This is a genomic window from Komagataeibacter oboediens (assembly GCF_018491655.1).
Classification (GTDB): domain Bacteria; phylum Pseudomonadota; class Alphaproteobacteria; order Acetobacterales; family Acetobacteraceae; genus Komagataeibacter; species Komagataeibacter oboediens.
This window is the reverse complement of the sequence record NZ_JABLUU010000014.1, coordinates 26,226-50,277: the sequence shown is the minus strand read 5'-3', so window position 1 is coordinate 50,277 and position 24,052 is coordinate 26,226. Positions and strand designations below refer to the sequence as shown.

Genomic DNA, 24,052 nt, shown 5'->3' with positions numbered 1-24,052 from the left:
CATGCGTACCGCCCGCAGCGGAAGCGGGACAGAAATGTCAGGTGGCGGCGCGCCGGGTCCGGGCGGAGCGCACAGTGGTACGGCGGCGTCCGGGTCGGGTCTTGATTGTGTCCTGCACGGGCGGCGGGGCGACGGGATCGGGCAGGATGGACGTGGCCAGTTGTATGATGGTCCGGCAGCCTGCTTCAAAATCCACCGTCGTCAGGCGGGGCTTGTCCAGCACGGCGGCCATCTGCACCCCCATATCGGCATAGGCCTGCGTCATCGCCCACAGGCAGAACAGGAAATGCGTCGGGTCCACCGTCCCGATCAGGCCCGCCGCATGCCATTTTTCAAAGACCTCGCGCCGGTGTTCGACATGCCGGCGCAGGGTATCGACCAGAAAGCCGTGAACATACCGGCCACCTGACAGGATTTCGTGGGCGAACAGGCGCGACCCCTCGGGGCGCTGGCGTGAAAACGCCATCTTGGATCGGATGAAACCTTCCAGCCCCTCCCGCGGGGATCTGTCGGCAGACAGCCATTTGCTGGCATCGCCCAGCCAGTCTTCCAGCAACTGCTGCAACGTGGCGCGGTACAGGTCTTCCTTGGTACGGAAATAATAGTGGATATTGGCCTTGGGCAGGTTGCTGGCCTCGGCAATATCGCTGACCCGCGTGCCCGACAGCCCGTGGGCCGCGAATACCTTTTCCGCCGCGTCCAGGATCTGGCGCGTATTGTTCTGGCGGGGCACGCTGGCGCGCGTTTTGCGGGGGGAACGTGATGTCTTGGACAGGGGCATGGGCAGGACAGGATTACCGTAAAAGGAAAAAATGGTTGATGGTGGCCCCCAACTTCTCAAGCCGGGCATTTCGCGTCAATCCATTCCATGACGGGATTCCCGCGCGCAGGACCGCAATGGGCAGGACAGGCGTGCGTGGGCACCATTTCATACTTATACAAATAAATGCACAGCCATATATCATTCTTTATACGAGATAATCGCGACCAGGACACGATTGAGGAAAAAACCTGATCATATGGTCAGAAAAAACATTGCGGAGCGTTACCGAACGCCCCTAAGGTTGATCCCAACACACAGATGCTGGAGCGATCATGCCGCAAGGTCCCGATATAGCGCCCGGACGTCTTACCGATGTCGAACTTGCGCTTAATTTTTCCGATGCCCATCCCCCGCTGACGCACGCACAGGCCGTTGTCGAGGCCGACCGCTGCTTCTACTGTTACGACGCACCGTGTATCGAGGCCTGTCCCACCGGCATCGACATCCCGCGCTTCATCCGCGCCATTGCGACGGACAACATGGCGGGTTCGGCCAGAATCATCCTTGAATCCAACATCCTTGGCGGGTCCTGCGCACGCGTGTGCCCGACCGAGATCCTGTGCGAACAGAAATGCGTGCACAACACGCGTGAGGAAGGCCAGCCCATCCGCATCGGCCTGCTGCAGCGCCACGCAACCGACTGGCAGATGGATCATGGCGGCCAGCCCTTCACCCGCGCGGCCCCGACGGGCCAGCGCATCGCCGTTGTCGGCGCGGGGCCTGCGGGTCTTGCCTGCGCACACCGGCTGGCCATGCATGGGCACGACGTGGTGATCCATGACCGCCACGCGCTGGCGGGCGGGCTGAACGAATATGGCGTCGCCGCCTACAAGCTGGCCGATGACTTCGCCCAGCGCGAGGTGGATTTCCTGCTGTCCATCGGCGGGATCACGTTTGAGGGCGGAAAGGTGCTGGGCCGCGACATGACGGTGGCCAGCCTGCGCCGCGAATATGACGCGGTGTTCCTGGCTGTCGGCCTTGCGGGCGTGCGTTCGCTGGGGATCGAGGGGGAAGACCTTGACGGCGTGATGAACGCGGTGGACTTCATCGAGGGCCTGCGTTCGGCCAACCGCCAGACCGTGCCGGTCGGCCGCCGCGTGGTGGTGATCGGCGGTGGCAACACCGCGGTCGATGCCGCCGTCCAGGCCCGCAGGCTGGGTGCCGAGGATGTGACCCTTGTCTACCGCCGGGGCGCGGAAAACATGTCCGCCACGCCGGTGGAACGCGAATGGGCGCAGACCAACGGCGTCACGGTCCGGCTGTGGGCCGCCCCGGTCCGGCTGGTGGCGCGCGATGGCGTGCTGGACGGGATCGAGTTCGCACGCGGCCGCATCGGCCCGGACGGGCGGCCTGTATATGACCCGGATGATACGTTCGTGGTGGCGGCGGACATGGTGCTCAAAGCCGTGGGGCAGACCTTCATGCCCGACCCGCTGAACGGGGAAAGCATTGCCATTTCCGGCGGGCGCATCATGGTGGATGCAACGGGCCAGACCACCATGCAGGGCGTCTATGCGGGTGGCGACTGCACGCCGGGCGAGGACCTGACGGTCGCCGCCGTGCGCGACGGGCGCGACGCGGCAGAGGCAATTCACGCGGCCTACATGGCGGCAGGCAGGTAAGGAAACCGGATATGGCTGATCTACGCACGAATTTTGTTGGCATCCGCTCGCCCAATCCGTTCTGGCTTGCCTCCGCGCCGCCTACGGACAAGGAATACAATGTCCGCCGCGCGTTTGAGGCGGGCTGGGGCGGCGTGGTCTGGAAAACGCTGGGGGAAGACCCGCCGGTGGTCAATGTCAGCTCGCGTTATGGTTCGCTGGACTATAACGGCACCCGCATGATCGGGCTGAACAACATCGAACTGATTTCCGACCGGCCGCTGGCCACGAACATTGCCGAAATCAAGTCCGTCAAGCGCGACTATCCCGACCGCGCGGTCGTGGTCAGCCTGATGGTGCCCTGCGTGGAGGAAAGCTGGAAAGCGATCCTGCCCATCGTGGAGGAAACGGGCGCTGACGGGATCGAACTCAATTTCGGCTGCCCGCACGGCATGTCCGAACGCAACATGGGTGCGGCGGTCGGGCAGGTGCCCGAATACGTGGAAATGGTCACGCGGTGGTGCAAGCAGAACACCCGCATGCCCGTGATCGTCAAGCTGACGCCCAACATCACCAACATCCTCATGCCTGCGCGCGCGGCCCTGCGGGGCGGGGCGGATGCGGTATCGCTGATCAATACCGTCCAGTCGGTCATTGGCGTTGACCTCGACCTCATGGCCCCCATGCCGGTGGTGGATGGCCAGGGCACGCATGGCGGCTATTGCGGCCCGGCGGTCAAGCCCATCGCGCTGCGCATGATTGGCGACATCGCCCGTGACCCGGAACTGGCGCGCCTGCCCATTTCAGGTATCGGCGGGATCGGGTCGTGGCGGGATGCCGCCGAATTCCTGGCCATGGGGGCGACCACGCTGCAGGTCTGCACGGCGGCCATGCATTACGGCTTCCGCATTGTCGAGGACATGACCGACGGCCTGTCCGCATGGATGGACCAGAAGGGATACGCCACCATTGCCGACGTGACCGGGCGCGCGGTCGAACGCTTCGTGCCGTGGAACCGGCTGAACATGAAGTTCAAGACCATTGCGAAGATTGACCAGGACGCCTGCATCAAATGCGGCCTGTGCCATATCGCGTGCGAAGATACCTCCCACCAGGCCATCGCCCGCAGCAAGGTGGACGGGGAACGGCATTACGAAGTGATTGATGAGGAATGCGTGGGCTGTAACCTGTGCGCGCATGTCTGCCCCGTTGATGAGTGCATCACCATGCAGCCGCAGCCGGTGGATGGCGTGCTGACATGGCCCGAACACCCCAGCAACCCCGCCCGCGTAACCGTAGGGTCGTAACAGGCCAGCAAAGGGTGCAGCCCGGCATGGAAGGAAGCTTATGACACAGCATACAACCGCGACACATGGCAGCAATCTTGGCATTGACGGGCAGGCCCTGTGGTCTGACCTTATGGAAACCGCCCGGTTTGGCGGCACGCCAAAGGGCGGGATCCGCCGCCTGACACTGACGGCGGAAGACAGGCAGGTGCGCGACTGGTTCGTGCGCACGTGCGAGGCACTGGGCTGCACGGTCACGCATGATTCCATGGGCAACCAGTTCGCCCGCCGACCGGGGCAGGATGACAGCCTGCCGCCCATCACCATTGGCAGCCACCTTGATACGCAGCCCACGGGCGGCAAGTATGACGGTATCCTTGGCGTTCTGGGTGGCCTTGCCGTCCTGCGCGCGCTGCACCGGTCCGGTTACGTGACCCGCCACCCGATCGAACTGATCAACTGGACGAACGAGGAGGGGTCGCGCTTTACCCCGCCCATGATGTGTTCGGGCGTCTTTGCCGGCGTGTTTACCGAACAGGAAGTGCTGGACAAGCGCGACCGGGCGGGAAAGCGCTTCGGTGATGAACTGGAGGCCATCGGCTATCGCGGCAGCGAACCGTGCGGGCAGCATCCGGTCACCGCGTATTTCGAACTGCATATCGAACAGGGTCCGATCCTGGAAGCCGAGGAAAAGACCATTGGCATTGTCACCGGCGTGCAGGGCGCGCGGTGGTACGAGGCCACGGTCACGGGCAAGGACGCCCACGCCGGTTCCACCCCCATGCCCATGCGCCACGACGCGCTGCTGGCCGCCGCCCGCATGATCGAGACGGTCAGCGAAGTGGCCCTGTCCCATGCGCCCACTGCGGTCGGCACCGTGGGGCTGATTGAAAACCGACCCAACAGCAACAACGTGGTCCCCGGCGAGGTGTTTTTCACCATCGACATGCGCGACCCCGATGATGCGGTCGTGCGCAGAATGGAAGAGCAGCTGTACAGCCAGTTGCCCGAAATCGCGCAGCGCAGTGGCGTCACACTGGATATCGTGCGGATCTGGGACGCACCAGCCGTGCATTTCAACCCCGCCTGCATCGACATGGTCGAGGCCGCGGCAGTGGAAAGCGGCTACAGCGCCCGGCGTATCGTATCCGGCCCCGGCCATGACGCGGCCTACATGGCGCGCATTACGCCGACGGCCATGATCTTCGTCCCCTGTGCCGATGGCCTGAGCCATAACGAGGCGGAAAGCATTACCGAACAGGATGCGACGGCCGGGGCGGATGTCCTTCTCCGGGCGGTGCTCAAGGCGGACGCAGCCTTCAACAGCAGATAATCGCGCCATGCCTGTTCTCGTCCTGCATGGGCGGGGCAGACATGATACGCACGATGATCAGGCCGGTCCGCCCTTATGGGTGGACCGGCCTGAATGCGTCTGCGGGGTAAAAATCCGGGTATGGGCTTTTCCCGCAACACGGCCGCGGGGAATACAGTCCGTCAGAACGGGCGGTTTTCAGAAACGCCCCCCGGAAAATATGGTGCGGGCAGAAGATGTTTTTTGGTGACGCGTTGTTCAGGACGATTCAGGACACGCCGCCTTTTTGAAAAAGGCGGCACCCAAAAAACTTCTGTTGTTTTGCAAAAATCAACTGCCGCGCGGCAGATCAGGGCATGATGATGCCGGCTATGGCCGCACTCATCAGGTTGGACAGCATGCCACCCAGCACGGCACGCGCGCTTTTATGGGCAATTTCCTCACGCCGGTCCGGGCACTGGCTGCCAAAGGCCGCCACGGCAAGCCCCAGCGAACTGAGATTGGCGAACCCGCACAGGGCGAACGACGCAATGGCCGCCGCCCGGGCTGACAGACGGCCTGCCTGTATGTCCGGCCCCAGCCGCAGGTAGGCGACGAATTCGTTCAGCACGACCTTCAGCCCCAGCACCGATCCCACCGCGTCGCATTCACCCGCAGGCACGCCCAGCATCCATGCCAGCGGCGCCAGCAGCAGGCCCATGATGTATTCCAGCGACAGTGCGGGCAGGCCGACATGCCCCCCGATACCCTGCAGCATGCCATTGACCAGCGCGATCAGACCAATACACGCAACCAGCATGGCCGCCACCGCCACGGCGGTCTGGGCGCCCTTCATCGCGCCTTCCATCACGGCTTCGAAAAAGGCGCGATGATAGGCGGCACGCCCGGCATCTATCGGGCTGACCGGGCTGTCCGGTGCGCGGGGTTCCAGCATCTTGGCGAACATCAGGCCGCCGGGAATGGCCATGAAGGACGCCGCCACCAGATAGTCCGCCGGAATACCCAGACCGAAATACCCGACCAGCGTCGCGCCGGAAACGGACGCCGTGCCGCTGCACATCACGCTGGCCAGTTCGCTTGTGCTCATGGATGCAAGATAGGGACCAAGGGCGACCGGCAGTTCGCTCTGGCCCACGAAAATGGTGATGATGGCGCCAAAGGATTCAACCGGCGACGTGCCCAGCAGCCACTGCAGCCCACGCCCCAGCAGCCGGGCAAAGGCCTGCATGATGCCAAAATGATAGAGAACGGCAATCAGCGCGCTGACATAGACCAGCGAAGGCAGCACCTGAAACGCAAAGACATAGGATCCGTCGGGAAACAGGTCATGCATGCGGGGACCGACCAGCCCCCCGAACAGGAAGCGCGCGCCCTCGCTGCCATAGGACAGGACCTGGGTCACCATGTCCGATATGGCCCGCAGCGCGGCCTGCCCCGACGGCACACGCAGCACCAGCAGGCCAATCCCCGCCTGCAGCAGCAGACAGGCGCCGATAATGCGCAGGTTGATGCGTTTCCGGTCCGTGGAAAACACCATGGCAACACATATCAGGAATATAATGCCGATAAAGCCACGGATATGCATGAGGAAACTTTCAGGCCGCAGAAACGCAAAATGGAATTTTCTGACTATTTAGTTAGGTTATCGTAACATCATGCCGCCCATCGTCAAGCATCTGTCTTGTCCCGCACGCATATTCCACGCACCGGGCGAAGGGGCGGGCAGGACCGTATCCATCACGGGGCACATCTGCCCGTAAGCGCATGATGCGCCGTGTCCTGCCAGCGTAATGGGAATTACGGCTGCATCAGACAGGCAGCATGGCAATGCTGCAGGCTTTCCCTTCAGCCTTCATGCCATCAGCGAACACCCGCATAGATAGAACGGCATGATCTCCCCAATGGCACATACCGGTCAGCCAGTCCTGCGCAGGCAGGATCGACAATGTCCGGCCCGGACCGCCGGAGAGGACATGGTGGACAGTACGCCGCAACCGGGCCAGATTACGGGTAACCTCTGATTTTCAGTCCATAATAAAAATAACAAACATTCGTAATAAAAGGAGAAGCCAGGCATGAACCGGACAATCGTGGTGCAGCCCCCAGGCGGGTTCGCGAATGTGGTCATGACGGATCAGCCCGTGCGCGCGCCCGCCGCAGGTGAAATCAGGGTGCGCCTGCATGCCTCGTCGCTGAATTATCATGATTACGCCGTTGTGAGCGGCATGTGGGGACCGGCCGTGCCGCGCATTCCCATGGCGGACGGGGCGGGCGAGGTAGTGGAAACCGGGGCAGGGGTCACGGAATTCGCGCCCGGCGACAGGGTGGTCAGCACGTTTTTCCCCACCTGGCTTTCCGGTGCGCCACAGGTCATCGGGTTTACGACCGTACCGGGCGACGGGGTGGACGGATATGCGCGCGAATACGTCACCGCCCCTGCAACATCATTTACCCATGCGCCCCGCGGATGGACGCACGCGCAGGCCGCGACACTCACCACCGCAGGCCTGACCGCGTGGCGCTCCCTGTTTGTTGATGACCGGATCAGTCCGGGCAACACCGTTGTGGTTCAGGGCACGGGCGGGGTGTCCATATTCGCTCTGCAGTTCGCCAAGATGGCGGGCGCAACGGTGATCGCAACGTCCTCCAGCGGTGCCAAGCTCGACCGCCTGCGTGAACTGGGCGCGGATCACGTGATCAATTACCGCGAAAACCCGCAATGGGGGAAAACCGCATGGGACCTGACCGGCGGCAGGGGGGTGGACCATGTCATTGAAGTGGGCGGCCCGGCAACCCTGGCGCAGTCAATGGAGGCGATCAGGGTCGGGGGGCATATTTCCACCATCGGCATCCTGAGCGGCGTTTCGGGCCATCTGGAAATCGTGTCCATGCTGCTGAAGCAGTTCCGCCTGCAGGGGGTTCTGGTCGGTAGCCGGGCAGACCAGCAGGCCATGGTGCGGGCCTTTGACGCGCACGCCATCCGCCCGGTCATTGATCGCGCCTTTCCGCTGGAAAACATTGTGGACGCGTTCCGCTATCAGGAAAGCAACCGGCATTTCGGCAAGATCTGCCTGGAAATCCAGTAATACGGAAAAACTGCCCCTGCATGGTCAGGGGCAGTCACCGGCCTGCCTTCTGGCGGCATGAAAAACCCGGGCCACGGGCGTGACCTGTTCTCGCTGAGGATCAAGGGTTTCATCAACAGAAAGCCGGTTCATGTACCAGCATGACACCGCCGGTAGAGGCGCCCGGGCCTGTACCGCGCGAAGGCATACCCGCCATGGGCGCATGTCATGTCGCGGGGCGGGGCGATGGCGCCTGAAAGGGGTTGTGTGGTATGGATCGCCTGTTTCTTTCGGAACAGATGCAACCAGAGGACCGGACATGCCTGACGTATCCCCAAGGCCCCAGCACACAGGCGGACGCCCGACACCTGAAGTGTCGGCGCAGCTTGACCGGCAGGTCCTTGAGGTTGCGACCGCCCTTTTTGTCGAACAGGGATATGCCGCCACTTCGCTGGAAAAGATTGCCCGCGTCATAGGATGCAGCAAGGCCACGCTGTACCGTCGCTATTCCTCGAAAGAGGACCTGTTCAAGGCCGTGGTGGCCGAACGGGGCCGGTTGCTGCTGCACGAAGCGGGGGCCATGGAGGCATCGTCCAAAGACCCGCTGGTAGCAACACGTGAAATTGCCCGGTTCTTTCTGGACTTCATGCTGCGGCCGGAAACGCGCGAAGCCTACCGGATTGTCATTAGCGACGGGCACCGCATTCCATTCGTTGCCGATGAAATGATGGTCACCATCGTGGAACCCTTCGTAGCAACCATAAGCCGCCTGCTGCGTGTAGCAGCGGACGCGGGACGTATTGAATCCCACGACCATGAGGAAATGACGCGCGTCCTCATGAGCCTGGTGATCGGATGGCCGTTGCAGAACACCATGCTGGGCCAGAACCGGATGCAGGATGCCGCCGCACGAAAAAAGTTTTTTGACAGGGCATGGGGGATTTTCCTGTCCGGCATATGCACAAACGCCAGCGCCTGACCTACCTGCCGCATTAATCCCCTTTTGGGGCATTCGTAAGTAAATCAGGCTGAGCAGACCCGCCCGCCAGGTTCATGGCATGAATGACTATGGTCCCGTATCCATGCACCAGACATGCTGACCCACAGGTTGCGGACCGTCCAGCCGGCAGAATGTCTGCCCGGTGCATGTCTTGGTGCGCCAGCCTTGATTCATCTGTCAGATAGACAGGGCGACCGGTGGCGGGGTTAGCGCCCCCGCAAACGGGGTGCCGGAATGATCCGGCAGCCCGCACCTGATATGAAACTTTCAGGCTGCCGCGTCACGCCGCGCCATCGTGCATCGCACGCAGGCATTCGTCGCCGCTGGTGACGAAACCGAAGCACTGCCGCACGTTATAGACCGTCGCCTGCGCACAGAAATCGGGCGATGTCGTGGCGGCGCAGTCCTCCAGCAGAATGCAGTCATACCCAAGACAGCTTGCATCCTGCAACGTGGCCATGACGCACTGGTCCATATTGACCCCCGCGAACAGCAGCGTGTCCACCCGCAGGTTACGCAGCACGCTGTCCAGCACCGTGTCCCAGAAGCCGCTCATGCGGTATTTGTCCACGTGGAGGTCACGCGACGCATCAGCCGCCAGTTCATCCACGATGCCGGCACTCCAGCTGCCATGTTCCAGCACGTGGGCATCATGCACCGGGAGCGCCCCGCCAAGACCCACGCCGTGTCCCTCGGGGTCATAGACATGCAGCAGGGAAGGGGGAATATTGGCCAGATCCTTCCGGTTGCCCCAGTTCACCCATATCACCGGCACGCCTGCGCCGCGCAGGGCGGGCAGCAGGCGCGACAGTGGCGCGATTGGCGCGCGCGCGGGCGTGATGTCCACCCCGATCCCCGCCAGCCAGCCCTCGGGGTGACAGAAATCATTCTGCATGTCGATCACGATCATGGCCGTCCGCGCCAGGTCAAGCGTGACCTGCTTGGGCGGCGCGCTGAGCGTGACTAGACGCGGCGTGACGGGGGGGCGCACAAGGTTGGCGGTGGTGTCGGACACCTGCCAGCGGTTACGGGTGTTGCAGCCCAGCGGGTTCATCGGGTCTTCCTTCAGCCGCACAGGACCGCACGGTCCTCATCATCCAGTTCGACAGGCGTGCCGCGACGGATCAGCGCACCGAATTTTTCATCCGGCACCATGACCGTCAGGGTATAGAGCTTTTTATCGCCGGTATTTTCCACGATATGCTCCGACCCCGGCTTGACCAGCAGTGCATCCCCCTTGCGCAGTTCGGTGGCCTGCCCGTTGCACAGCGCGCGGCCCTGTCCGCTCAGCACGAAAAACAGTTCATCTGCCGCCCGGTGCGTGTTGGGCGGTGTCTTGCCGCCGACCGTGAAGATTTCCACAACGGCGACGCAGGTCGTCCCGCCATCCTTTTCATCAAACAGCAGCACGAAATAGTTGCTGTCATTGGGTGAAATGCGACGGGCCTCGATCTGGCCGACCGATCTCTTGTAAAAGGCGTTCATGTCATTCTCCGGCTGGTGAAAGGGGAAGATGCAGGCATGTGCCGCCATCCCCGGTCACGATGTGTACGGTGGTCACGGTCATGTCCGGCAGGGCGGCGTCACATGGCGCGACACCCGTACCGGGATTGAGGGGAAAGGCCGGAAAGCATGACAGGGAAACCGAAAGCCGCAGGGCTTCGCCCGCTTCCACCCGCGCACAGGTGGCACGCATGGGCACGGTGGTCTCTCCCGGTCCGGCCCTGGCATAACCTTCCGCAAGGGTATAGGCCTGCCCCGCTGCGCTTATGCGCGACAGAACGGCATGCAGGTCAAAGGACGGATGCGCGCTGCGCACCACAAACCGGCACATGACCTGACCACACAGCAGGTGCGGCGCAGTCAGTGACGGGGTGGTGAACGTCGCGATGTCAGACCGGGCATCCGTCCGGCTGCGGTCAACCGGGCCGACCGGCATGCCAAAACTGCCGCCCTGCGCCGGGGCGGGCCGCCATGGGTCAAGGGTCAGGGACTGCGGCACATCTGCATCCGGCCGGATCTGGCCTGCGGGCACAAGCCCCCCGTCGCGCGTATCAATGGCGGCACGCCCGGTTCCGGACAGGTGGAACATGGCCTGAGGTTCCGGCAGGTCGGCGCCATCGCGCCAGACATGCGCCCCCATATCAAACAGGCGCACGGGCGCGTCGGGCGTGGCGGGGGGACGGTCTTTCAGCCACTGGTCGAACCAGCGGACCTGCTGCTGGTCGATATCGGTTATGGCGTCATTGCCAAAATCCAGATCCCCGGTGCGCCGGTCCCACGGGAAATGCCCCCATGGTCCCACCAGCAGCCGCGCCGGAACATGGCCCGACAGCGCCCGCCATGCCGCCAGCGTGCCGGGCAGGTGGCTGTCGTACCACCCACCAATCAGGAAAACCGCCGGTTTACTGGCAATGATCGCGTCCACATGCGCGGCGGGCGAGATTGATGCCCAGTACGGGTCATCCGCCGGGGTATCCAGCCATGTGGTATAATGGCTGTACCGGCGCAGCAGGTCGAGAATGGGCGGCCTGACAGGTGTCGACCCGGAAAAGGACATGCCGCGCGATGCCGCGAACAGGGTCGCCTGTGCTGCGTGGTCCCCGGCAAGACGCGCGGTCTCGGCCGCAAGCTGTATCGCCCACCCCAGGTTGGCGCGCAGGGGAAAGGCGTCATTTTCATAGGCCCAGTCACGGCGCAGGTCCCAGCCGATCATGGCTGGTGCCAGCGCGCGCAGGGCAGGGCAGTCCTGGGTCGCGGCCAGTAGCTGGTTGGTTCCCTGAAAGGAAAACCCGAACATCCCGACCCGCCCCGAACTGCCTGGCAATCCGGCAGCCCAGTTGACCGTATCGACCCCGTCCTGCGCTTCATACCGGAACAGGTCGAACGTGCCGCCGGATTCACCACGTCCGCGTGCGTCCTGCATGACCACGATATACCCACGTGCCGCGTACCATTCCGGCGGCGCATAGCACAGCGATGTGCCGATACGCCGGCCATAGGCCTGCCGCATCAGCAGGACGGGAAACGGCCCGTCCCCTTCGGGCTGCCATATGTCGGCCACCAGCACCGTCCCGTCGCGCGCGCACATGCGTTCGGTGCGCGGCGCGGCCACGGCGTACAGCCTGTCCGTCATGCCGGGGTTTCCTGCGCCACCGGGGTAAAGCTGCGCATCTTGCCGGGATTGAGCAGGCCCATCGGGTCATTGCGCTGCTTGGCCGCCAGCAGTTCCGGGGCGATCTGCTGGCGCGGGCTACCGTCCTCCAGCGTATAGACATGGGGGTTGGCCACGCTGACCCCATGCGCGCGGAACAGGGCGATGATCGCATCCAGCCGGTCCTGCGTGGTGAACCGGAATACCGGCAGGCCCGCGCAGGCGATCTGGCCGCCAACATTCATGAACTCCAGGTGGAACATCACCTCCTCACCCAGCAGCCGCGTCATCGTATCCACGCTTTCAAGCATATCCTGCGCGGGATGGAGACATTGCAGGTAGGTAAAGGAGCGGTCCTTCTTCAGCACCTGCAGGGTCGTGTGGTTCCACGTCAGTTCATACAGCGGCATCCGCGTGGGGTCGTCCTCGGCCTCATGCATGGCGGCGCGGTAGCATATGCTGCCATTCTGCTGGCGTGCGAGGTCGTCTACCACCGCCACGGCTGCAGGCGCCACCATGGCAATGACGATCGCATGGCCCGGCGGCACGACATCGGATAGATGCGGGAAATAGGGGACAAGCCGCGCGTCGATCACGCTGACCAGTTTCCTGTCGATGCCCGGCTGCATGGCCAGTGAGCGCCCGAACGCGGTGGCCGCGGCAAAATCCGCAAAGCCAATGGCCAGATCCTGCCATGCGATCACCGGCTCGACCGGTACGTCCACTTCCGTCACGATGCCCGTGGTGCCATAGGCATGCTGCAGGCAGAACACCTCCCTGTCGCGCAGGTCCTGTACCTCGGGTTCGGCTGCGAGGGAGACAAGCCGCGCACCCAGCAGGTTGCCCGGATTGCTCAGCCCGCCCCATCTGACCGAACCGATGCCGCCGGACCCCCCGCAGTAGAAACCACCAATCGACGCCGTGCGCTTGGTGGAGGGGAACATGCGGATTTCCAGCCCCTGCCCACGCAGTTCACGGTCAAGGGCAAGGATATTGGCACCCGCCTGCACCCGGGCCACGCCGTGTTCCACCTTCAGCACGCGGTTCATTTCGGTCATGTCCACGATCACGCCCTGCTGCAGCGGTACGGCCTGACCATAATTGCCCGTGCCCCCGCCGCGCACGGTCAGGGGAACATTATGCCGCCGCGCCGCCCGGGCTATGTCCAGCACGTCATCCGTCGTGCGGGGCATGACCACCGCCTGCGCCGCCAGCCCGTGCAACCGCGCCTTCAGTGCCGGGCTGTACCAGTAGAAATCCCGGCTTTTGCGCTTGACGATGGCAGGCTCGGTCTGGGCCGCGACATGCGGCAGGTCGTTGAGGAACGTATCCAGGGTCATATGCGTCTCTCCTATCCCCGATCGGCCTAGCGCCCCAGGTCCGGCGTGACCGGGCGTATGCGCTCCAGCGGGTAGCGGGCGACTTCCGCCATCAGTTCCAGAAAGCCCTCGATGTACTTGTCCGCAACCAGCCTGCCTTTTTCCGCAGTCGCCCCCGATGCATCGCCACATGCACCCGCGGGGTGAAGGTCATGGGCATGCCAGCCGAACCCCACGCGGCCTTCGGCCTGCAGCCACTTGTATTCCCTGGCCATTTCTTCGGGCCATGACACGAAGTTTTCCGCCCGCTCCATCCGTACCAGGTCGGGGCGCAGGTAGCACATGAGCGACGTTTCGACATCGCCGCCATGAATGCCGTATTTCAGTTCCTGCGGGGTGAACAGCCCCTCGGGGCAGCCGAAACGCCCCCATGCCACGCACACCACAAACAGGTTGTGGGTCCGCCGCAGTTCACGCGCCACGATGTCGAGTATCTGCGGCTGTCCCCCATGGGAATTGAGCAGCACCAGCCTGCGCACACCCGCGCGCGCGACGCTCGCCCCAAGGTCCAGCAGCACATGTAGCAGCGTATCAGCCGACAGCGTCAGCGTGCCGGGGTAGGCAATGTGTTCGTCACTCTTGCCCACGGCCTGCAGCGGCAGCGCCGTGATCGGCAGGTCGACGGGCGCGCGTTCTAGCGCACGTTCCAGCAGCCCCGCATTGATGCAGCTGTCCACGCTGACAGGCAGGTGCGGCCCGTGCTGTTCAATCGCGCCCACGGGCAGCACCGCGACCGTATTGTCCGGCAGCTCACGGAACTCACGCGAGATCATGTCCTGCCAGTAGCGACGGGGAAGGGTATTGGTCATATCAGGTCAGATTCCGAAAAAAAGGGGAGCAGGCGTCATGTGACCGGGCGCATCCAGCGCCCGAGCAGCAGGCGTTCGATGGTGGTCATGCCACCATGCAGAACCAGCCCCGTGACAGTGATGAGGAAAAGGGCGGCGAACATGCGCGGTATGTCCATCTGGAAGCCTGATTGCAGGATTTCATAGGCCAGTCCCGCGCTGTTGCCCCCCGTACCGGCCACGAATTCCGCCACGACCGCGCCGACAAGGGCCAGCCCACTGGCGATCCTGACACCGGCCATGAACATGGGCAGCGCACTGGGAATGCGCAGCCGCAGCAGCATCTGCATGCGCGTGGCCTTGTGCATGCGGAAATAGGCCTCCAGCCCCGGATCAACGGAGCCAAGGCCGATCAGCGTGTTGGAAATGACGGGAAAAATGGCAATCAGCGTGGCGCACAGCACCAGCGCCATGGACGTTGTCTTGACCAGCACGATGATCAGCGGCGCCACCGCCGCGATGGGGGTGACCTGCAGGATGATGACATACGGCATGAAACTGGCCTGCAGCAGCCTGTGCTGCACCAGCACGACCGCGATGGCCGTGCCCAGCAGGACCGAAACCAGCAGCGACACAAGGGTGACATACAGCGTGCTGCCCAGCGCATGAAGCAGCATGGGCCCGTTGGCATACAGCGAGGCCACGATATCGGACGGCGCCGGGAACAGGTACGTGGGAACGGCAAACAGCCGGCAGGCCGCCTGCCATATCCCCAGCGTGCACAGCCCCACCAGCACCGGTGCGAGCAGGCCCAGCCGTGCCGCATTGCGCGCGTTCATGGATTTACGCCCTCCGCGCCGGCAAAGGTTGCATGGGTTGCCTCCGTCAGCATCTGGCTCAGGTCGCGGCACATATGGGCGAACCCGTCGCTCAGCCGGAATGCGTCGTCACGGCGGATGGCGGGGTCGATATGGTATTCACCAAATATCCGCCCCGGATTGGCCGCCATGACAATGACACGCGACGACAGGAAAACCGCCTCGTACAGCGAATGCGTGACAAAAACCGTGGTCAGCCCGTTTTCGTAGCACAGGCGCGCCATTTCCCCATCCAGCCGGTCGCGGGTGAATTCGTCCAGCGCGCCGAACGGCTCATCCATCAGCAGCAGGTCGGGCCGCGTCACCAGTGCGCGCGCGATGGAGGTGCGCATTTTCATGCCGCCCGACAGCTGCGCAGGGTAATGCCGCAGCACATGGCCCAGCCCGACCTGTTCCAGCGCGGCACGGACCTGCGGCGCAGCGGTGGAGACGGGCACGCGTTCCAGGTCCAGCGGGAGGCGCACGTTATCTTCCACCCGCGCCCATGGCATGAGTGTCGGGTCCTGGAATACGAAGGCCATCCTGTGCCCTTCGGACCCCACATGCGTGAAATCGCGTCCCCACCACCGCACCAGCCCGGCCGTGGGCGGGTGGATGGAGGCAATGACCTTGAGCAGCGTGCTCTTGCCACAGCCGGACGGGCCGATCAGGCTTATGAATTCACCGGGCTGGATTTCCAGGTCAACCGGGGCAAGCGCGCGGACGCCACTGCCAAAGACCTTTTCGACCCCCCACAGGCCAACGACCGGGCTCATGCTACGGTCGTGCTCAGATGCGACACGAATTCGGTCGTATAGGCCCTGCGCCACGCCGGTGTGTCGGGAAACTGGCCATCAGCCGTGACAAGGTCATGCAGCGCCGCCCACTGGGCATCATCCATCATGCCGATCACGCTTCCTTTTTCCCCCAGCGCACTGATCCGGCGCAGCGCATCGCGCGAATAGGCAAGCTGGGCCGCCGACATGGACGGATTGTCAACGACGATATCCCTGTCCCCCGCCGTCGCATCGCCGTACAGGTACGTGTTCCACCCCACCGCACTGGCGCGCAGGAAGCGGGTCACGTCGTCCCCGCGCCGGGCAATGACATCACGCGTGGCCAGAAGCACGTTCCCGTATGTGCGATAGCCGGAATCAGACAGAAGCAGGTAATTGAAGGGGATGTTCTTCTGTGTCGCGGCAAAGGGTTCGGAGGTTACGAAGGTCTGGATCGCCAGACGCGGGTTCATGACGAATGGCTGGATGTTGTAAGTATAGACACCGGCCTGCGCGTCCGAAAAACCAAATCGCGCGCGCAGCCACGGCCAGAAGGTGGCCCGCCCCTCGGTATTGATCAGGATGGGGTGCCCCTTCAGCTGGTCAAGCGCGGTAATGTCCTTGTGCACCATAAGGCCGGTCACGGATTTCTGGAACGACGTGCCTATGGCCACAACCGGCAGGTCCTTTGCCGCGGCAAGCAGCGCAAGTTCCATGCTGCCGATCATGATGTCGGCCTGACCGCCAAGCAGCAGCTGCATGTTGTTGACCTGCGGCCCGCCCATTCTGATGGAGACGGGAACCCCGGCCTGCGCATACAGGCCGTCGGCCCGGGCCTGGTAAAAACCACCGTGTTCTGCCTGGGCATACCAGTTTGTCAGCAGCCGCAGCGTCGGCTGGTCCGCCGCTGCGGGGCGCGGGCGCATGAACATGGTGGCCATCATGGCGCCGCCGGCCGCCAGCATGCTACGTCTGCCTATGCCCTGATGGTGCATCGTCTTCCCCATTAACCCGGACGGCTGAATTTACAACGGCAGCGTAACATTATAGAATCGTATTGATAAAGCGGTATTTTTAACATGTCGTGTTGCTTAACTGGCATCATGCTGTTCCATTGCAATCGCGGCCGGATGCGGGATTAATGATACGATTCCGTTCTGGACAGGCCGCGCGCAGGGGCATGGCAGGCAGGCGGCATGGACCCGGGACATAATGATGGATCTTGCACTTTTCCCCGATAATGACGCCTACGTACTGGCCGATGCCACACTGCCCGCAGCCGATGGCAGCCTGCTGCGCCGCAATCTGGTCATCGAAGGCGGGCGGATCGCCGCCATATCCGAACGCGCGCCCGATACGGCCCTGCCGGTGGTGGCGCTGGATGGCGCCATGGTCTGGCCCGCCATGGCGGATATCCACACCCATCTGGACAAGGGGTTCATATGGGACCGGACCCCCAACCCCGACGGGACCTTCATGGGGGCGCTGCAGGCCGTCAATCAGGACCGCGAAGCTTACTGGAGCACGGAAGACGTACGCCGCCGCATGACATTCGCGCTGCGCTGCGCATACGCGCATGGCACGCAGGCGGTGCGTACCCATCTGGACACCATGGGTACGCACGGGCAGCGGGTGTGGCCACTGGTCCGGGACATGCAGGCGCAGTGGGCGGGCCGGATCGCGCTGCAGGCCGTCTCCCTCGTCATGCCGCAGTCCTACGCAGGGGAAGACGGCGAACGCATCGCGCGCGATGTTGCCAGCACGCCGGGCGCGTGTCTTGGCGCGGTGCTCATGCACGACAACGCCACGCCGGAACATCTGGAGCGCCTGTTCGCACTGGCGGAACGCTTTGGCTGCGGGCTGGACCTGCATGTGGACGAAAACAACGTGCGCGGCGGCACCGCCCTGCAGACCGTGGCCGAGACGGTCATGCGACGGCGCTTCAGGCTGCCGGTGCTGTGCGGGCACTGCTGCAGCCTGTCGGTGCAGGATGCGCCGCATCAGGCCGAGATCGTGAAAAGCGTGGCCGATGCGGGCATTGGCATCGTCAGCCTGCCCATGTGCAACATGTACCTGCAGGACCGCACGCCCGGCCGCACCCCGCTGTGGCGCGGCGTGACAATGGTGCACGAACTGCACGCGGCGGGCGTGCCGGTCATGTTCGCCAGCGACAACACGCGCGACCCGTTCTATGCCTATGGCGACCTTGACATGGCGGAGGTATTTTCGCAGGCCGTGCGTATTGCGCATCTTGACCATCCGTTCGGCGGGTGGTGGCAGTCCGTGTCCGTCACCCCTGCGCGATGGATGGGGCTGGACACGACGCTGCGGGCCGGCAGCCCCGCCGACCTGGTAATTTTCGCGGCCCGGGACATGAACCAGCTTGTCACCCGGCCCACGGCGCCACGGGCCGTCATACGCCACGGAAGGGCGATCGATGCACGCGCGCCCTCATACGCCGAACTGTGACAGGTCGCGCAAGCGTCCGGCCACACCCCTTTTTCTTTTGCTACCAGTTCTGAAAAATGGATAGACCATCATGAAGCCAATCGGAAAAAGAACCCTGCTGGCAGCCACGATGCTGTGCCTGCTGCCATTTGCCCATGCGGGTGCTGCGGACAGCCAGCCATCGTTTCTTGTAAAGAACGCTTATATATTTTCCATGTCGGATAAATATAAGAAGCCCTTTACCGGATACATGCTGATCGACGCCAATGGCACGATCCTGTCCGTTGCGCCCGGCACACCCGGCGCGGGCATCCATGCCACGACCACGCTTGACGCGCATGGCCACTGGATCATGCCGGGCTTCATTTCCGCCCACAGCCACCTGTGGCAGGCCGCCTATCGTGGTCTGGCGCAGGACAAGACGCTGCCGGGATGGATTGACGCGTTGTATGACAAGGCTGCCAGCCGCGCGCAGGCCGAGGATTTTTACTGGTTTACGCTGGATGGCGCGCTTGACCACCTGCAGCATGGCGTGACGGCAGCCTATAATTTCAATTACGGCAATCACTGGGGCCAGCCGAAAACCGAACGTGACAACGTGGACCACCAGCAGTTCCGCGCGGAAATGGATTCCGGCCTGCGCTTCGTACACGGCATCAACCCCACGGCGGACGCCGCCGACCATTCGCTGGATGGCGCGCGCCAGCACCTGCGCGGCTTCATTGACTGGTCAAGGGCGCAGCCTGCCAGCACCACATTCCTGTCCGTCATGCTGAATGGTACCGTCGCCTTTCAGGACAGTCCGGCCCATGCCCAGTCGGAAGCAATGCTGGAAGCGGCCCTGATGAAGGAATTCGGGGTCAGCAACCAGACCCATTACCTTGAACCGCCCGATACCATCGCGTCCGAACAGGCGGTCTTTCCCTATTTCGCGCAGAGCGGGATGATGGGGCCGAACCTGATCTTCGGGCACTTCATCCATACCACGCCCGAAATCCTGTCGCAGACAGGCCATGCAGGGGCCGCCATGTCATGGAACCCCCTGTCCAACGGGCGGCTGGCCTCGGGCACGGCTGACATTCCCACCTACCTCAAGGACGGCATCCGTGTGGGCATGGGCGAAGATGGGGAGGCGAGTGCCGATCTGGCCGATCCGTTCGAAAACATGCGCACGGGGCTGTACGCCATCCGCGACAAATACCAGAGCGCCAGCATCATGAGCCCCTATGACGTGCTGCGCCTGCATACGGTTGGCAGCGCGTCCGTCCTGCAGGTTTCCGACCGCCTGGGCAGCCTTGAAGTAGGCAAGCTTGCCGATTTTCTTGTGATCGACCCGACGCATCTCGCACATGTGTTTGATCCGTACGCAACGCTGGTCCTTGCCGCGTCCGAGCGGGATCTGGAACAGGTCTATGTTGGCGGCAGGCTGGTGGTGGACCACGGCAGGGTGCTGACGCAGGACATCAGCGCGGTGGAAGCGCAGGCCGACCGGCGCGTGGCGGCATCGCTGCCGCACCATGCCGGTCGCCATAAATAAGACGCTGCCTGAAATCAGCTGATTGATAAAAAACAGATAAAAGTTTGCGGGTGTCGCCTTTTCCCAAAAAGGCGACGTCTCCCGAAGCTTTCCGCAGATTTACCGGACGTTTCGCAAGGCGGCTTTCCAGACAGTCCTCAATAAAAAAGCTGTATGCTTCCGGGTGCCGTTTTCCAAAAGGCGACGTGCACGGCTCCGGACAGCCATGCAGGGCAGGGGAAATACTGCCTCCAGCCCCGGCAGGCCGATACGGGCAGGTGTCAATTAAAATGCAACAGCGTGTGGCCGTCTTTGTGTCTGGCGCAATCTTGCCGCATCTGTAACGTTTACCGGTCCCTTCACCTGATGTGATGATCCGGCCATGCCGGACGCGTGGCATGGTCCATGGGCAACCGGGAACGATCAGGGGCGGCAGCGCCGTTGTGCCGCTTTCGGATGCATCCGGATTTCATGGTGGGTGTGGTCTGGAAACGAAAGCGAAAGTATTTGATGGCTGACCAGAGGCGAAGCAGGTTTCCTGCCGGTATTTTTACATCTGTCATGCTTGCGGGCGCGGCCTGTCTGCCCATGGCCGCGCATGGCGCGACACCTGCGCAGGAAGTCAGGTTTGTTGTCGTAACTAACTGGGAAAATGGCGCGGATAGCGGCGATGAACCCGGTGAGTACCAGAACTGGGTTGAACGCGAACATCTGGATGAAAAAGTGCCCGTCCGCGGTGTGCCCGACGTGGTCCGCCGCAACAGGGCAGGGCTGTATGGCCTGGTGCTGCGGCACGGCGTAACGGACCTTGCGGCGTTCGTCCTTGATCCGCGTTTCGACTTCCATCACACCTACTGGCTGTTTACGGGCATTTCGGGTGTTGACCCCAATGCGGCCTCGGTCGGGAGCGTTGCATGGGCGCGCTGGGTCGTGGATGGTGATGCCCTGCGTGAAATTGATGACCGCACCATTCCCAAGGACTGGCCTTACGGGCTGTACGCCATCGGCGCATCGCGCCCCAACACCCTGCCCGAAGCGCCGAACCATTATGGATCGGTGACGGATGTGGCGGAACTGACACGGGCGTATCCGCTTAACCAGGGGCTGGCGCGCTGGGCATTCGCACTTAGCCAGCGGGTCAACCTGGCCGATGACCCGGCCATTGCCCTGCGGCGCAAGGCATGGACGGGCTTCGATCAGGCCCGCAAGCCACCCTTTGTCCTGATGGGCGAGACACTGGGCGCGGAACGCTACTGGCATGGCGCGCCGCGCAACCGCTGGGCACAGGACTGGGTCAGGCTGTGGACACACGGGCAGGGCAAATTCGTCATGACGAATGAGGAAAGCCAGACCTACCAGCGTGAAATGCGCACGCTGGCCACGCTGGGCTTTGTCGATCCCGACCGGATCATGGTGCTGCGTTCAGGCAGCAATTTCTCGGTCCCGCCGCCGGGCGTGCCCGTGACGCAGTCGATGGGGGATGAAGGACCGGGGCAGTCACTGGCGTTTGACAATAATGAACGGGCAGGGGAGCCGGTGATCGAGGAAATCCTGTCGAACTGGAAAAAATACCGCGACAATGTTCCCTCATGACAAATCTTCTTAATAAATACACATAAGTGCTGGCGGCAGTGGTTTAACAGGACCTGCCGGATGACCGGGACATTCCATCCGGCAGGCACACCGATGAGGAGGCAACGTCACGATGAGCAGCAGGTCTTCCGATACGCGCGCCAACAGGCGCACGCCGGTCTGGTGCATTGGCGCCGCACTCCTCGGCCTGTCCATGTGTCCCGACCGGGCGCATGCATGGGGTATGGAAGGCCACGAAGCCATTGCGGCACTTGCATGGAAATACATGACGCCGGATACCCGTGCGAAGGTTGATGCCATTCTCGCCACGGATCACGACACGCTGACCGCGCCGGACCTTATGTCACGCGCAACATGGGCCGATAAATGGCGTGCCGCAGGACACCCGGAAACAGGGCCATGGCATTTCATCGACCTTGAGATCAACCACCCCGACATGGCCGCCGCCTGCCAGACCCCGGCGCAGGGCGGGGGACAGGCCTGCGTCACAAGCCAGCTTGAACGCTTTGAGCATATCCTGTCCAACCCAGCTTCCACAGACACGGACCGCGTGCTGGCGCTGAAATATGTCATTCATTTCGTGGGGGACATGCATCAGCCCCTGCACGCGGCGGACCATGACGACCGGGGCGGCAACTGCGTGCGGATCAGCCTGGGCGGCCCGCGCACGACCAATCTGCACAGCTACTGGGACACGGCGGTGGTCACGGAAATAGACCCGGACGCCCGGCATCTGGCCGATCGGCTGTTCGACCAGATTTCCGTCACGCAGAAAGATGCATGGCAGGCCGGCACCCCCACGCAGTGGGCCATGGAAAGCTTCGGCCTGGCAAAGACATACGTATATGATTTCAATTCCCCGGCCGGGTGTGACGCCAACAGCGCGCCCCTGTCGCTGCCTGCGGGGTACGACGCAACGGCACGCACGGTCGTGACGGAGCAACTGGAAAAAGCCGGCGTCCGGCTGGCATTCGTCCTGAACCGGGATCTGGCGGATGCAAGCGTTAGGGCCCCACGGTAACGGGATGGCCTGCATGCCGTGTGCGGCGCATGGGCGGCCCGGCGGCATAAACCGTATTTTCCTGCAATCCCTGCGGGAAACAGAGCGGTTTTCATGTTCATTTCAAAGAAGGGCGATACGCCGTGATCCTTTTTTCAGACAGCATTCTTTCGCGCAATACATCCCGACATGGCCGCCTGCGCTGGCTGGCGGGCTGCGCCATGGTCATGGCCGGCCTTGTCGCAAACGGCAACGTGGCCCGTGCGGATGACAGCACGCAGCGGAATTTCCAGATCGTGGAAAGCGTGCCGGAAAATTCCCTGTACGGCCAGCCCGGCATCGCCCGCACCAAGGATGTCTGGCTGGACATGATCCACCACGCCCAGCATTCCATTGACGCGGCGGTTTTCTATATTACAGACAAACCCGGCCACAGCATGTCCGACATCCTCGACGCCCTGACGGAACGCGCCAGGGCGGGCGTGCAGGTGCGTATCGTGGTGGAGCAGTCCTTCCTGAAGGAAACGGGAAGCGTTCTGGAAAAACTGAAGACCATTCCCAATATCTCGACCGCCATCCTGCCCGGCCATATGCTGACGGGTGGCATCCTGCATGCCAAATACATGGTTGTTGACAATAACAGCGTATTCGTGGGCAGCCAGAACTGGGACTGGCGCGCGCTTGAACACATTCATGAAATTGGCGCACGGATCGACAATGCGCCGATAGCACGCGATTTTGAATCGGACTTCAACATGCTGTGGATGCTGGCGCAGGGCGCGCCGCTATCCAATGCCTATGCCAAATTCGCGGCGACACCGGATTTCGCGCCCGTGACGCAGGCCAACCCGGTTATCCTGTCCGACGGGACACAGCCGCTGATTGCCTTTCCCGCCTTCAGCCCGGCGGTCATGATGCCGTCCTCCCTGACGACCGAGGAAAAGGCGCTGGTGGACATGATCCACGGCGCGCGCAAGACCCTGCGCCTCCAGGTCCTGACCATGAGCGCATTCAACCATTACGGCGCGCGTGGCTACTGGCCGGTACTGGATACGGCCCTGCGTGATGCAGCCGCGCGGGGGGTGGAAACCCAGATCATCGTGTCCAACTGGTCACTGTCCGAACCGATGCAGTCCTATCTCAAGTCATTGTCCGTCCTGCCGCATGTCACCGTCAAATTCAGCACGGTTCCCGACATGCCGGGAGAGAAGATACCGTTCGCGCGGGTTGAACACTGCAAATACGCGGTTGCGGATGACAATGCGGTCTATATCGGGACCGGCAACTGGGAACCCAGCTACTTCACGACAACGGTCAACGCATCCATTTTCGTGCATGGCGCGTCACCCGCCCGGGACCTGAACGCCATTTTCATGCATGACTGGACCGGGCCATACGTAACCCAGCTTGAAGCGGGCAAGACCTACGCCATGCCAAAGCGCGACTGACCCGGG

General features: G+C 62.9%; 20 protein-coding genes. 10 read left to right on the top strand and 10 right to left on the bottom strand.

The genetic code is table 11. The features are described from left to right. Window positions 1–37 precede the first annotated feature (37 nt). Complete coding sequence (locus HNO79_RS11730; protein WP_214165502.1) at window positions 38–781, bottom strand: TetR/AcrR family transcriptional regulator; 744 nt, start codon at window positions 779–781, stop codon at window positions 38–40. Window positions 782–1,095: 314 nt separating this feature from the next. Here HNO79_RS11730 and HNO79_RS11725 point away from each other — a divergent pair, with 314 nt between their 5' ends. From HNO79_RS11725 to HNO79_RS11715, 3 genes are read left to right on the top strand one after another with little or no spacing between them, the layout of a single operon-like run. Further along, window positions 1,096–2,445: an NAD(P)-dependent oxidoreductase gene (locus HNO79_RS11725; protein ID WP_048855454.1), complete on the top strand. Its 1,350-nt coding sequence runs from the start codon at window positions 1,096–1,098 to the stop codon at window positions 2,443–2,445. An 11-nt stretch (window positions 2,446–2,456) separates the two neighbouring features. Continuing rightward, window positions 2,457–3,731 (top strand): NAD-dependent dihydropyrimidine dehydrogenase subunit PreA, encoded by a 1,275-nt coding sequence (preA, locus tag HNO79_RS11720; protein WP_010514459.1) that lies wholly within the window; start codon window positions 2,457–2,459, stop codon window positions 3,729–3,731. Between the two features lie 40 nt (window positions 3,732–3,771). Continuing rightward, window positions 3,772–5,043 (top strand): M20 family metallo-hydrolase, encoded by a 1,272-nt coding sequence (locus HNO79_RS11715; RefSeq protein ID WP_214165501.1) that lies wholly within the window; start codon window positions 3,772–3,774, stop codon window positions 5,041–5,043. A 328-nt stretch (window positions 5,044–5,371) separates the two neighbouring features. Here the strand turns inward: HNO79_RS11715 and HNO79_RS11710 are convergent, their stop codons facing one another. Next, window positions 5,372–6,607 carry a NupC/NupG family nucleoside CNT transporter gene (locus tag HNO79_RS11710; protein ID WP_010514461.1) on the bottom strand — a complete coding sequence of 412 codons (1,236 nt, stop codon included), beginning with the start codon at window positions 6,605–6,607 and terminating at the stop codon, window positions 5,372–5,374. A gap of 490 nt (window positions 6,608–7,097) precedes the next feature. Between HNO79_RS11710 and HNO79_RS11705 the strand changes: the two genes are divergently transcribed. Together HNO79_RS11705 and HNO79_RS11700 are read left to right on the top strand one after the other, a co-directional pair. Beyond that, on the top strand, window positions 7,098–8,108 hold the full coding sequence (locus HNO79_RS11705) for a zinc-dependent alcohol dehydrogenase family protein (protein WP_214165500.1): 1,011 nt from the start codon (window positions 7,098–7,100) through the stop codon (window positions 8,106–8,108). Between the two features lie 298 nt (window positions 8,109–8,406). Further along, complete coding sequence (locus tag HNO79_RS11700; protein ID WP_042658849.1) at window positions 8,407–9,066, top strand: TetR/AcrR family transcriptional regulator; 660 nt, start codon at window positions 8,407–8,409, stop codon at window positions 9,064–9,066. Window positions 9,067–9,367: 301 nt separating this feature from the next. On the opposite strand, the gene HNO79_RS11695 is transcribed toward HNO79_RS11700, so the two are convergent. From HNO79_RS11695 to HNO79_RS11660, 8 genes are read right to left on the bottom strand one after another with little or no spacing between them, the layout of a single operon-like run. Further along, complete coding sequence (locus HNO79_RS11695) at window positions 9,368–10,141, bottom strand: cysteine hydrolase family protein (RefSeq protein ID WP_214165499.1); 774 nt, start codon at window positions 10,139–10,141, stop codon at window positions 9,368–9,370. An 11-nt stretch (window positions 10,142–10,152) separates the two neighbouring features. Then, window positions 10,153–10,572: a cupin domain-containing protein gene (locus tag HNO79_RS11690; RefSeq protein ID WP_048855484.1), complete on the bottom strand. Its 420-nt coding sequence runs from the start codon at window positions 10,570–10,572 to the stop codon at window positions 10,153–10,155. Window position 10,573: 1 nt separating this feature from the next. Continuing rightward, window positions 10,574–12,223: a CocE/NonD family hydrolase gene (locus HNO79_RS11685; RefSeq protein ID WP_214165498.1), complete on the bottom strand. Its 1,650-nt coding sequence runs from the start codon at window positions 12,221–12,223 to the stop codon at window positions 10,574–10,576. Next, window positions 12,220–13,581, bottom strand: a complete 1,362-nt coding sequence (locus tag HNO79_RS11680; RefSeq protein ID WP_214165497.1) for an FAD-binding oxidoreductase — start codon at window positions 13,579–13,581, stop codon at window positions 12,220–12,222. The genes HNO79_RS11685 and HNO79_RS11680 overlap by 4 nt, the downstream gene beginning before the upstream one ends. A gap of 26 nt (window positions 13,582–13,607) precedes the next feature. After that, the gene (locus HNO79_RS11675) at window positions 13,608–14,429 is read right to left on the bottom strand and encodes a creatininase family protein (RefSeq protein WP_010514469.1); all 822 of its coding nucleotides are present in this window, start codon (window positions 14,427–14,429) and stop codon (window positions 13,608–13,610) included. A gap of 35 nt (window positions 14,430–14,464) precedes the next feature. Then, window positions 14,465–15,247, bottom strand: coding sequence for an ABC transporter permease (locus HNO79_RS11670; RefSeq protein WP_214165496.1), 783 nt, complete (start codon window positions 15,245–15,247; stop codon window positions 14,465–14,467). Next, window positions 15,244–16,041, bottom strand: coding sequence for an ABC transporter ATP-binding protein (locus HNO79_RS11665; protein WP_010514472.1), 798 nt, complete (start codon window positions 16,039–16,041; stop codon window positions 15,244–15,246). Before HNO79_RS11665 ends, HNO79_RS11670 begins: the two co-directional genes overlap by 4 nt. Beyond that, a complete protein-coding gene (locus HNO79_RS11660) occupies window positions 16,038–17,006 on the bottom strand; it encodes an ABC transporter substrate-binding protein (protein ID WP_110507174.1) in 969 nt (322 codons plus the stop codon). Before HNO79_RS11660 ends, HNO79_RS11665 begins: the two co-directional genes overlap by 4 nt. 247 nt (window positions 17,007–17,253) lie before the next feature. Here HNO79_RS11660 and HNO79_RS11655 point away from each other — a divergent pair, with 247 nt between their 5' ends. The 5 genes from HNO79_RS11655 (at window position 17,254) to HNO79_RS11635 (ending at window position 24,046) form a co-directional block, all read left to right on the top strand. Further along, on the top strand, window positions 17,254–18,510 hold the full coding sequence (locus HNO79_RS11655; RefSeq protein WP_214165495.1) for a cytosine deaminase: 1,257 nt from the start codon (window positions 17,254–17,256) through the stop codon (window positions 18,508–18,510). A gap of 70 nt (window positions 18,511–18,580) precedes the next feature. Continuing rightward, a complete protein-coding gene (locus HNO79_RS11650) occupies window positions 18,581–20,026 on the top strand; it encodes an amidohydrolase family protein (RefSeq protein WP_214165494.1) in 1,446 nt (481 codons plus the stop codon). A gap of 489 nt (window positions 20,027–20,515) precedes the next feature. Further along, a complete protein-coding gene (locus tag HNO79_RS11645) occupies window positions 20,516–21,598 on the top strand; it encodes a purine-nucleoside phosphorylase (protein WP_214165493.1) in 1,083 nt (360 codons plus the stop codon). Between the two features lie 112 nt (window positions 21,599–21,710). Next, window positions 21,711–22,619: a S1/P1 nuclease gene (locus HNO79_RS11640; protein WP_214165492.1), complete on the top strand. Its 909-nt coding sequence runs from the start codon at window positions 21,711–21,713 to the stop codon at window positions 22,617–22,619. A gap of 122 nt (window positions 22,620–22,741) precedes the next feature. Beyond that, complete coding sequence (locus HNO79_RS11635) at window positions 22,742–24,046, top strand: phospholipase D-like domain-containing protein (RefSeq protein ID WP_214165491.1); 1,305 nt, start codon at window positions 22,742–22,744, stop codon at window positions 24,044–24,046. The last annotated feature ends 6 nt before the right edge of the window (window positions 24,047–24,052 follow it).